The following is a 9,620-nucleotide window of genomic DNA, read 5'->3' as shown; positions in this document are numbered from 1 at the left end:
GCCGAAAAGGCGCCGCCTGGGTTCGACAGTTACTGGTTTTCAAGCAGGGAGCGCAGCATCCACGCGGTTTTCTCATGAACCTGCATACGCTGGGTCAAGAGGTCCGCCGTCGGCTCATCACTGACTTTGTCGAGCAATGGGAAGATGCCTCGCGCGGTACGCGTGACTGCTTCCTGACCGGCCACCAACTGCTTGATCATCTCTTCGGCGCTCGGCACCCCCTCTTCTTCCTTGATGGAAGACAGGCGGGCGTAAATCGAATAGGCACCCGGCGCCGGGAAGCCCAGGGCACGGATACGCTCGGCGATGGAGTCCACTGCCAGCGCAAGCTCGTTGTACTGCTCTTCGAACATCAGATGCAGCGTACGAAACATGGGGCCTGTGACGTTCCAATGGAAATTGTGGGTCTTCAGATACAGAACATAGGTATCGGAGAGTAGGCGGGAAAGTCCGTCGACGATGGATTTACGGTCTTCTTCACTGATACCAATATCGATTGCCATGTGTTTCCCCTTCAATTGACGAGCATTCATTGATCAGGTGCAGTTCCACTCTAGCAAGAGAGTGCGCCACGTGCAGCCCGACACACTCGGGCTGCATGCGGCAAATCGCCCCGCACCGACTGCGGTATCTGACTTGGCAAGCCTATTTACCTGTAGGAAGGGTCTAGGCCACCACTGAAAAAATCCCGCACCTGTCTAGGACAAGCGTTTGACGCAGAAATGCCTTGGCCGTGGCAACACCCCGAAATGCTTGATTTGAGTAGGCACAGCCTTTGCTGTTAAATAGACGCGGTGTGGCTGCCGTTTATTACTGCGGCAAGTCACATAGGCTGATACCCGCGCACGTGCTCAACGCCTCCCATTGTTCAGAAGCGAACCGTGCCAGTCAGCTCTTCCTTGTGATCCGTCTTAACGTGAGTTAACCAAAATGTTGAAAATCGTCCACCTGCTAACGGGCGTCGCAGCCTTGCTGCTGTCCTTTATTCCGAGCCTGCAGCCTGAAAGCCTGCCCTACCTGGAACAACACGACGCCCTGTACCTGGCCTTGTTCGGCCTTCTTAACCTGACGCTCGCGCCGGTAATCCCTTACTGGAACAAAGGCACGCGTCATCAACTGCAAAACCTGGTCAGTGCGCTGCTGGTGCTGACTGTTGTCGTACAAACCCTCACCCTCCTGGCGCCCATGCCTGAAGTCGGGGGCCATCCGGCCATCCTGCTCAGCCTGGTGATCGCTGTGGTCGCCATCGTTCTTCACCTGGCCATCAGCTTCTACCGCTCGTCTCCAGCGGCCGCGTCGCAAAACTATGACATGACCAACCGGGATACCGGGACCGTCAAGTGGTTCAACACCTCCAAGGGCTTCGGCTTCATTTCCCGCGACTCGGGCGACGATATCTTCGTCCACTTCCGAGCCATTCGTGGCGAAGGCCATCGCGTCCTGGTCGAAGGCCAGCGCGTAGAGTTCTCGGTGATGAACCGTGACAAGGGCCTGCAAGCCGAAGATGTCATCGCTGCCCTGCCGCGTCGCTGATCCCAGCCCTCGCAGCAAAAAAAAACCGCGATCCAGCCTTGGCTGGGTCGCGGTTTTTTTATTGCTTGCGCACTCAATAGTGTGGCGGCGGCGCTTCCTCTTCGGATGACTCGAACTGCCCGCCCATTTCTTCCTGGCGCTTGAGCAATGCAGTCATTTGCAATTGCAGACGTTCGACGGCCCGCTGCTGGGTGACCAGGATGTCGTTGAGGGTCTCAATGGTGTCGTCCTGGAAGGCCAGGCGGCTTTCCAGGTCGGTGACGCGTTCTTGCAGGTCCATGGTTCAGTCCTGGGTAAAGATGAAGTCGGCAGGCAATAGCTCTCGCAATCGGCTGCGAGTCGCGGCCACCTGCTCTTCGGTGTAGGGCCGGGCCGGGTGCTTGCCCCACACCGGGGCTGGCCAGGCGGCGTCGTCGCGCTTGCGCACAATCACATGCACATGCAACTGGCTGACCACGTTACCCAGCGCGCCGATGTTCATCTTGTCGGCCGCCAGCCCGTCGTTAAGCAGCTGCGCCAGGGCCGTCGTTTCTTGCCACAAGGTTTGTTGATCTGCGACATCCAGTTGAAACACTTCGCTGATACCTTCGATGCGCGGCACCAGGATGAACCAGGGGTAATTGGCGTCATTGGACAGCAGCAGGCGACAGAGCGGGAAGTCCCCAATGGCCAAGGTATCTTGTTGCAGGCGTTGATCTAAGGCGAACACGTGGCACTCCGTTCGGCAGGTCGGTAACAGGTGCCCAGCATACCTTCGAATGCCCAAGGCTTCACGGGCAATGCTGGCGGCCTTGAGGCAACCAGGCAAAAAGATGCACCCTTTAGAGGCAACAGCCCAGGTGAGCAACGCTAGGCCGGGCCTCAACGGGATGCACCAAAATAACCCACCTGTGCCTCAAAGGGATCCGCCGATTACCCACTGATAAGGGTCAACCGGTAACGTTTTACCCAGGTACAGGATTCAGGTACCACCGAACCGGGGTAACACCCTGGCGTCAAGCCCAACCGAAATGGCGTAAAACCCCCGTGCTTATGCGGTTTTTACAGGTTCATCACACTTTTCACGAAAAAATGACATTCGGTAAGTGGTTTGAGCACGCTTGTTGCATTCACCCCCATATCGTCCGCAACGACACCCGTTTGGACGCAGGTGTTTCGCGATAAAAATAGTGGCGTTTCAATGTGTATCAGGGATGGGTTCAAACTTTGAAAGAAGTCTGAAAACAGCATTGAAGTTGTCAGCCTGGATACATTTCAGGCTGTGAATTTGCGACATGGATCTAGCGATTTACGACAGCCTCGTAAAGAAGCTGAAAGGATAATTGAGTAAGTATCGTCAATAGGGTCTGCGTGAGATAACTTTGCGCCGACACAAAAAGAAAGAGCCGCCCAGATAAAAATACAGGTGGGACGGCAGTACTCTTCCTAAAACCAAAGGAGCAAATCACGATGCGCGTGATGAAGTGGAGCATGATCGCCCTGGCTGTTTCAGCAGGCACCTCGCAGTTCGCAATGGCGTCCGCCCAGGACGATTCCAAGGGCTTTGTTGAAGACAGCACGTTCAGCATCAATACTCGCGCGCTGTACTTCAGCCGTGACTTCCGTAACAACCCGTCGGGCCCAGGCTCCAAGAGCCGTGCTGAAGAAACCGGCCTGGGCTTCAATGCCCTGTACGAATCGGGCTTCACCCAGGGCACCATTGGTGTCGGTGTCGACGTGATCGGCCTGATGGGCGTCAAGCTCGACAGCGGCAAGGGCCGCGCCGGCACCGGCCTGTTCCCAACCGGTTCCGACGGTCGCTCGCAAGATGACTATTCCAAAGGCGGCGGCGCGGTGAAGTTCCGCATCTCCAACACTGTGCTGAAAGTCGGTGACCAATACACCACAGCCCCAGTGTTTGCCTCCGACGACAGCCGCCTGCTGCCAGAGCTGCCGCAAGGTATCTCCATCACCAGCAACGAAATCAAGGGCCTGAAGCTTGAAGGCGGTCACTTCACTTCCAGCGTCGCGCAGAACCAGACCTACCACGACAGCCTGGGCCTGACCAAAACCGACTTCGTCGGCGGTGTGTATGCCTTCACTCCAGAAGTCACCGGCAGCCTGTACTACGCGAAAACCGAAGATTACTTCCGCAAGTACTACAGCAACCTGAACTGGACCCACGCCCTGAGCGATGATCAGTCGTTCGCCCTGGACTTCAACATCTACGACACCAAGAGCGACGGCGCCGGCCTGCAACGCGCAGAGAAAGATGGCGTGACCAAGCTCGACAACCGCGCCTTCAGCTTGCAGGGCGCGTACACCATCGGTGCTCACACCTTCACCCTGGCAGCCCAGAAAGTCACCGGTGACGGCGACTACGGTTACGGCGTAGACGGCGGCGGCACTGTGTTCCTGGCCAACTCCATCGCCCGTTCCGACTTCAACGCCGAAGGCGAAAAGTCCTACCAGGCGCGTTATGACATCAACATGGCAACCTTCGGCATTCCGGGCCTGAGCTTCATGACCCGTTATGTAACCGGTAGCGGCGCCAATACGGGCACCACCTCGAATGGCAAAGAGTGGGAACGCGACATCGAAGCCAAGTACGTGATCCAGAGCGGCCCGGCAAAAGACCTGAGCCTGCGCCTGCGTCAAGCGACTTACCGTTCCGGTGATGGCGTGTACTACGGTTCGCCGTCGATCGACGAGCTGCGTCTGATCGCCAACTACCCGCTGAACATCTTGTAATTGCCGGTTCAATTACAACGATGACTTGAGGCTTCGGCCTTAAACAAAAAGCCGCTCCTCTGTTTAAACAGGGAGCGGCTTTTTTATTGCAGTTTTATTTCAACCAACAAAACAACTAGCAAGCTAAGTAACTAGTTTTTCAAAGCTGACCTTTCGGCCAACTTCGATAGCATCACGCCAAGTTACTTCGGCGCACTTTCCTGCATCACCCGAATAACCCGTTGCGGAAACGGAATATCAATCCCGGCCGCTTTCAAACGGTCACGCGCCAGTTCATTGAACATAAACATCACGTCCCAATAATCCGGTGTGTTGGTCCAGCAACGCAGGGAGACGGTGATGGAACTGTCGCCCAAGGTCGACACCACCGCCACGGCGGCAGGGTCCTTCAGTACACGCGGGTCTTCAGCCAAAGCCAGCAGCACTTCACGGGCCTTCTGCAGGTCCGCCTCATAGTCCACACCCACGTCAAACACAACCTTGCGGGTCGGCTGGCGGTTGGTGTTGGTGATAAGGCCGTTGGACAGGCTGCCGTTGGGAATGATCACCGTCTTGTTGTCGCCGGTGCGCAGCACCGTGTGGAAGATCTGGATGCTGTCGACGGTACCCGAGGTACCCTGGGCTTCGATCCAGTCACCGATACGGAACGGGCGGAACAACAGAATCAACACGCCGCCGGCAAAGTTCGCCAGGCTGCCTTGCAAGGCCAGGCCGATTGCCAGGGTAGCGGCACCGATCGCCGCAACGAACGAGGTGGTGGCCACACCAATCATCGAGGCCACGTTGACCACCAGCATGACTTTGAGCGCGATGTTAGCAAGGCTGGTGATGAAGTGTTGCAGTGCCAAGTCAGCGTTACGCATGGCCAGCAGACGGCCCACGCGGTGAGTCAAGACGTTGATCAGCCACCAGCCGATGGCCAGGGTGACCAACGCCAGCAATACGCGGCTGCCATATTCCATGATCATGGGGAGCCAAGACTGGGAGGTCTTGATCAGGTGATCCATTTCAGCGTTCAAATCCATCTACTTTCTCCTGTTGTGCGGCGATAAGGCTGTATTGACTGCCTGAAAACGCAATTGAGCCCCGAAGGGCTCAATTGTAGGCACTGATGCTGGGGCGTGGGACGTCAAAAGTGCCCACAGGTTCCCCAAAGTGCCATCAGTCGCGGAAGTTATTGAACTGCAGCGGCATGTCGAAAGTCTTGGCGCGCAGAGCTGCGATAGCCTCTTGCAGGTCATCACGCTTCTTGCCGGTGACGCGAACCTGCTCGCCCTGGATGGCGGCCTGGACTTTGAGCTTGGCGTCCTTGATATGCGCCACGATCTTCTTGGCCAGCTCTTTGTCGATGCCTTCCTTGAGCACGGCTTCCTGCTTCATCAGTTTGCCTGAGGCGTAGGCGTCCTTGACTTCCAGGCACTGCACGTCGATCTTGCGCTTGACCAGGGCCAGCTTGAGGATCTCGATCATCGCTTCCAGCTGGAAATCGGCTTCAGCGGTCAGGTTGACGGTCAGTTCCTTTTCCTTGAATTCGAAGCTGCCCTTGCCTTTCAAGTCATAGCGACGGTCCAGTTCCTTGACGGCGTTCTCGACGGCGTTGGTGACTTCGTGTTTGTCCAGTTCAGATACCACGTCGAACGAAGGCATGTGATTTCTCCAATATAAGGGGCGGGCTCAGTAGAGATGGAGCGCGCCCGAGCTAAAATGCCGGGGCATTATAGCGGTTCTTTCGCGCCGTTCACCGCTGGCGACCTTATGGAGTACACACTGATGTCGACCCCGTGGCATATTCTTGGCGCCGGCAGCCTGGGCACCCTCTGGGCCACGCGGCTGGCACGTGCGGGGGTGCCCGTCAGGCTGATTCTGCGCAATGAGGCGCGCCTGGCCGACTATCGAGCCGGCCAAGGGCTGACCCTGGTCGAGCAGGGTGTGGAACAGACTTACCCGGTAGTCGGTGAAACGCCTGACAGCCCGGAGCCGATTCATCGCCTGCTGGTCGCGTGCAAAGCCTACGATGCTCAAAGCGCTATCGCCCAGTTGCACCCTAGACTTGCGCCCGACGCCGAACTGATCCTGCTGCAAAACGGCCTTGGCAGCCAGGACGCAGTGGCTGCACAAGTGCCGTTGGCCCGTTGCATCTATGCCTCAAGTACCGAAGGCGCGTTTCGCGAAGGCGACTGGCGGGTGGTATTTGCCGGCCATGGTTACACCTGGCTGGGGGATGCGAGCCACCCCACGCCACCGCTGTGGCTGAACGACCTGCAAGCGGCCGGCATTCCCCACGATTGGGCCAGTGATATCCTCACACGCCTGTGGCGCAAGCTGGCGCTCAATTGCGCCATCAACCCGCTGACCGTGCTTTACCAGTGCCGCAACGGCGGTTTGCAAGCCCACGCGTGTGAAGTGGCAACCTTGTGCGCTGAATTGGCCGAGCTGCTGGAATGCTGCGGCCAACCTGCTGCCGCACAGGACCTGCACAGCGAAGTGCAGCGGGTGATCCAGGCCACGGCGGCCAATTACTCGTCCATGCACCAGGACGTGGCCAACCACCGACGTACCGAGATCAGCTACCTGCTGGGCTATGCCTGCCAGGCGGCGGCCCGCCATCAATTGGTGTTGCCGCACCTGCAACAGTTGCAAGCGCGCCTGGTCGAATATCTGCGCACACGCGGATTGGCCAGCGACTGAGGCACGCGCTACCCTGCCTACCTGTCTATCACCTGGGAAACCCCTGATGCCATTGCGCCAGCGTCTTGAAAATCTACCGGTAGGGCAGAAACTGCTGGCGGCCCTGCTGGTGTTGTTGACCACCGTATTGCTGGTGGCCAACCTGACGTTTATCAGCGCCGCCTACTGGATCTCCCAGGAAAGCATGGCCCCCCAGGCCTTGCAGTCCATTGGTCGACTGGTGTCCAACCCCGCGCTTGCCGCCGAGGCCCTTGAGTCTCCGACCAAGGCCGAGGCGCTGCTCAATGAGCTGACCAGCTATTCACCGTTGCGCGCCGCCGCTTTGTACGATGGCGAAGGCAACCGCCTGGCGCAGATGCAGCACGGCGACCGCCTGCACCTGCCGGACCACTACCGGCATATCGAAGCGTGGCGCCTCACTGAATTTCGCAGCAACCAGGTCATCACCCTGCCCCGTGGCACTCAGCCTTCGGGGCATTTGTTGCTGGTGGCCAGCAGTGAGCTGCCGGTGGCGTTCTATACCGGCACGCTGACCGCCAGCCTGGGCATCCTGATTTTCAGTGTGTTGTTGTGGCTGGTCATCGCCCGGCAGATCAAACGCCTGATCACACGGCCGATTCATGAACTTGAAGAACTGTCCCGCCAGGTGACCCGCGAGGAGAACTACGCTTTACGCGCCGGGCGTGGCAACCGTGATGAAATCGGCAGCCTGGCCGAAGCGTTCAACACCATGTTGTCGCGCATCGAAGCCCGTGAGCAGCAGCTCAAACGCGCGCGCGACGACTCCCAGGCTGCGTATGACCAGGCTCAGGGCCTGGCCGAAGAAACCCGGCATACCAACCGCAAGCTGGAACTGGAAGTCCAGGTACGCAGCAAGATCGAGAAAAAGCTCACGGGCTTCCAGAACTACCTGAACAGCATTATCGACTCGATGCCCTCGGCGCTGATCGCCCTGGATGAACAACTCTACGTTACCCAGTGGAACCAAGAAGCCACCGCCCTATCCGGCACTCGCCTGGACGAAGCCCTGAACCAGCCGGTTTTCCTGGCCTTCCAGCCGCTCAAGCCGTACCTGCCACAGATCAAGGCCACCGTGGAGCAACACACGGTGGAGCGGATTGAGCGGGTCACCTGGATCAAGGACGACGAGCCCAAGCATTACGCGCTGACGTTCTACCCGTTGATGGGCGGCGCCGGGCGCGGAGTGGTAATCCGAATCGACGACATCACCCAGCGCCTGTCCCTGGAAGAAATGATGGTGCAATCGGAAAAAATGCTCTCCGTGGGCGGCCTGGCCGCAGGTATGGCCCATGAGATCAACAACCCGCTGGGCGCGATCCTGCATAACGTGCAGAACATTCGCCGGCGCCTGTCTCCCGAGCTGCCCAAGAACCTGGAACTTGCCGAACAGGTGGGTATCGAGCTGGAGACGGTCAACCGATACCTGCAAGGCCGCGAAGTCCCGCAATTGCTCGACGGCATTCAGCAGGCCGGGGCGCGTGCCGCGAAAATCGTTACCCATATGCTCAGTTTCAGCCGCCGCAGCAATCGCCAGATGGCGCCCTGCGATTTGCCGGCGCTGATCGACCAGGCCGTGGAAATCGCTGGCAACGACTTTGATCTGACCATTGGTTTCGACTTCAAGGGCCAGGCGATCATCCGACAGTTCGATCCGCAACTGGGCCCGGTACCCGGCACCGCCAACGAGCTGGAGCAAGTGCTGCTCAACCTGTTGAAGAACGCCGCCCAGGCCATTCATCTGCGTGAAGACGACAGCGAACCCGGGCGCATTATCCTGCGCACCCGTCTGAACCCGCCGTGGGCAGAAATCCAGGTAGAAGACAACGGCATCGGCATGAGCGAAAACGTGCGCAAGCGCACGTTCGAACCCTTCTTTACCACCAAGGAAATCGGCCAGGGCACCGGGCTAGGCCTGTCGGTGTCGTACTTCATCATCACCAACAACCACAAGGGCCAGATGGAGGTGCATTCCACCCTGGGCCAGGGCACCTGCTTTACCTTGCGCCTGCCTTTGGCCGGCAGCCAATTGCCCCCCACTGAACTTACCCAACTGGAGCACTGACCATGGGCTTTCGCCTGTCGAAGATTTACACCCGTACCGGCGACAAAGGCGAGACCGGCCTCGGCGACGGCCGCCGCGTGCCCAAGGACCATCCACGCGTGGAAGCGATTGGCGAGGTGGATACCCTGAACAGCCAACTGGGCCTGCTGCTGGCCAACCTTGAAGAACAAAGCGGCAAGCACCCGGCGTTGAAGGACGTGATTGAAGTGCTCACGCCTTGCCAGCACCGTCTGTTTGACTTGGGCGGTGAACTGGCGATGCCGGTATACAAGGCGCTGAATGCGGCGGAAGTGGATCGGCTGGAAGCAGCGATTGATCGCTGGAACGAGGAAGTCGGGCCGCTTGAGAATTTCATCCTGCCCGGCGGCTCAGCCCTGATTGCCCAGGCCCATGTGTGCCGCAGCCTGGCGCGCAGCGCCGAGCGCCGCTGTCAGCACTTGAATGCGGTGGAGCCACTGGAGGGTGTGGGGTTGGCGTACATCAATCGGTTGTCGGATTTGCTGTTTGTGGCGGCCAGGGTGATTGCCAAGCGCCAAGGCGTTGCGGAAGTGTTGTGGCAGGCGGCGGCCAAGCCACACTGACCTGA

At 58.6% G+C, this 9,620-nt stretch carries 10 protein-coding genes; 5 read left to right on the top strand and 5 right to left on the bottom strand.

Annotated features, from left to right (window positions below; genetic code table 11):
• Positions 1 to 29: 29 nt before the first annotated feature.
• Positions 30 to 503 (bottom strand): Dps family protein, encoded by a 474-nt coding sequence (locus tag APH41_RS08440; RefSeq protein WP_003193874.1) that lies wholly within the window; start codon positions 501 to 503, stop codon positions 30 to 32.
• Positions 504 to 930: 427 nt separating this feature from the next.
• Between APH41_RS08440 and APH41_RS29570 the strand changes: the two genes are divergently transcribed.
• Positions 931 to 1,533 (top strand): cold-shock protein, encoded by a 603-nt coding sequence (locus tag APH41_RS29570; protein ID WP_003193875.1) that lies wholly within the window; start codon positions 931 to 933, stop codon positions 1,531 to 1,533.
• Positions 1,534 to 1,606: 73 nt separating this feature from the next.
• Here the strand turns inward: APH41_RS29570 and APH41_RS08430 are convergent, their stop codons facing one another.
• Both APH41_RS08430 and APH41_RS08425 read right to left on the bottom strand, forming a co-directional pair.
• Positions 1,607 to 1,813 carry a SlyX family protein gene (locus tag APH41_RS08430; RefSeq protein ID WP_005790924.1) on the bottom strand — a complete coding sequence of 69 codons (207 nt, stop codon included), beginning with the start codon at positions 1,811 to 1,813 and terminating at the stop codon, positions 1,607 to 1,609.
• Positions 1,814 to 1,816: 3 nt separating this feature from the next.
• The gene (locus APH41_RS08425; protein ID WP_054898003.1) at positions 1,817 to 2,242 is read right to left on the bottom strand and encodes an HIT domain-containing protein; all 426 of its coding nucleotides are present in this window, start codon (positions 2,240 to 2,242) and stop codon (positions 1,817 to 1,819) included.
• Between the two features lie 740 nt (positions 2,243 to 2,982).
• Here APH41_RS08425 and APH41_RS08420 point away from each other — a divergent pair.
• Positions 2,983 to 4,263 carry an OprD family porin gene (locus APH41_RS08420; RefSeq protein ID WP_034128586.1) on the top strand — a complete coding sequence of 427 codons (1,281 nt, stop codon included), beginning with the start codon at positions 2,983 to 2,985 and terminating at the stop codon, positions 4,261 to 4,263.
• A gap of 182 nt (positions 4,264 to 4,445) precedes the next feature.
• On the opposite strand, the gene APH41_RS08415 is transcribed toward APH41_RS08420, so the two are convergent.
• Complete coding sequence (locus tag APH41_RS08415; protein ID WP_054898004.1) at positions 4,446 to 5,288, bottom strand: mechanosensitive ion channel family protein; 843 nt, start codon at positions 5,286 to 5,288, stop codon at positions 4,446 to 4,448.
• A 136-nt stretch (positions 5,289 to 5,424) separates the two neighbouring features.
• Complete coding sequence (locus APH41_RS08410) at positions 5,425 to 5,910, bottom strand: YajQ family cyclic di-GMP-binding protein (RefSeq protein ID WP_003193880.1); 486 nt, start codon at positions 5,908 to 5,910, stop codon at positions 5,425 to 5,427.
• A gap of 123 nt (positions 5,911 to 6,033) precedes the next feature.
• On the opposite strand from APH41_RS08410, the gene APH41_RS08405 reads away from it, so the two are divergent.
• From APH41_RS08405 to APH41_RS08395, 3 genes are read left to right on the top strand one after another with little or no spacing between them, the layout of a single operon-like run.
• Positions 6,034 to 6,951 carry a putative 2-dehydropantoate 2-reductase gene (locus APH41_RS08405; RefSeq protein ID WP_054898016.1) on the top strand — a complete coding sequence of 306 codons (918 nt, stop codon included), beginning with the start codon at positions 6,034 to 6,036 and terminating at the stop codon, positions 6,949 to 6,951.
• A gap of 46 nt (positions 6,952 to 6,997) precedes the next feature.
• A complete protein-coding gene (locus APH41_RS08400) occupies positions 6,998 to 9,034 on the top strand; it encodes an ATP-binding protein (protein WP_054918432.1) in 2,037 nt (678 codons plus the stop codon).
• Positions 9,035 to 9,036: 2 nt separating this feature from the next.
• Positions 9,037 to 9,615, top strand: a complete 579-nt coding sequence (locus tag APH41_RS08395; protein ID WP_032895497.1) for a cob(I)yrinic acid a,c-diamide adenosyltransferase — start codon at positions 9,037 to 9,039, stop codon at positions 9,613 to 9,615.
• The last annotated feature ends 5 nt before the right edge of the window (positions 9,616 to 9,620 follow it).

The sequence above is a fragment of the Pseudomonas sp. NBRC 111138 genome, from assembly GCF_001320835.1.
GTDB classification, from domain to species: domain Bacteria; phylum Pseudomonadota; class Gammaproteobacteria; order Pseudomonadales; family Pseudomonadaceae; genus Aquipseudomonas; species Aquipseudomonas paracarnis.
This window is presented reverse-complemented; position numbering and strand designations above follow the sequence as displayed.

Excerpts from the sequence above, each read along its gene's own strand:
- APH41_RS08430 (WP_005790924.1), bottom strand. The coding sequence starts at position 1,813 with ATGGACCTGCAAGAACGCGTCACCGACCTGGAAAGCCGCCTGGCCTTC.
- APH41_RS08440 (WP_003193874.1), bottom strand. The coding sequence starts at position 503 with ATGGCAATCGATATTGGTATCAGTGAAGAAGACCGTAAATCCATCGTC.
- APH41_RS08420 (WP_034128586.1), top strand. The coding sequence starts at position 2,983 with ATGCGCGTGATGAAGTGGAGCATGATCGCCCTGGCTGTTTCAGCAGGC.
- APH41_RS08405 (WP_054898016.1), top strand. The coding sequence starts at position 6,034 with ATGTCGACCCCGTGGCATATTCTTGGCGCCGGCAGCCTGGGCACCCTC.
- APH41_RS08395 (WP_032895497.1), top strand. The coding sequence starts at position 9,037 with ATGGGCTTTCGCCTGTCGAAGATTTACACCCGTACCGGCGACAAAGGC.
- APH41_RS08410 (WP_003193880.1), bottom strand. The coding sequence starts at position 5,910 with ATGCCTTCGTTCGACGTGGTATCTGAACTGGACAAACACGAAGTCACC.
- APH41_RS08415 (WP_054898004.1), bottom strand. The coding sequence starts at position 5,288 with ATGGATTTGAACGCTGAAATGGATCACCTGATCAAGACCTCCCAGTCT.
- APH41_RS29570 (WP_003193875.1), top strand. The coding sequence starts at position 931 with ATGTTGAAAATCGTCCACCTGCTAACGGGCGTCGCAGCCTTGCTGCTG.
- APH41_RS08400 (WP_054918432.1), top strand. The coding sequence starts at position 6,998 with ATGCCATTGCGCCAGCGTCTTGAAAATCTACCGGTAGGGCAGAAACTG.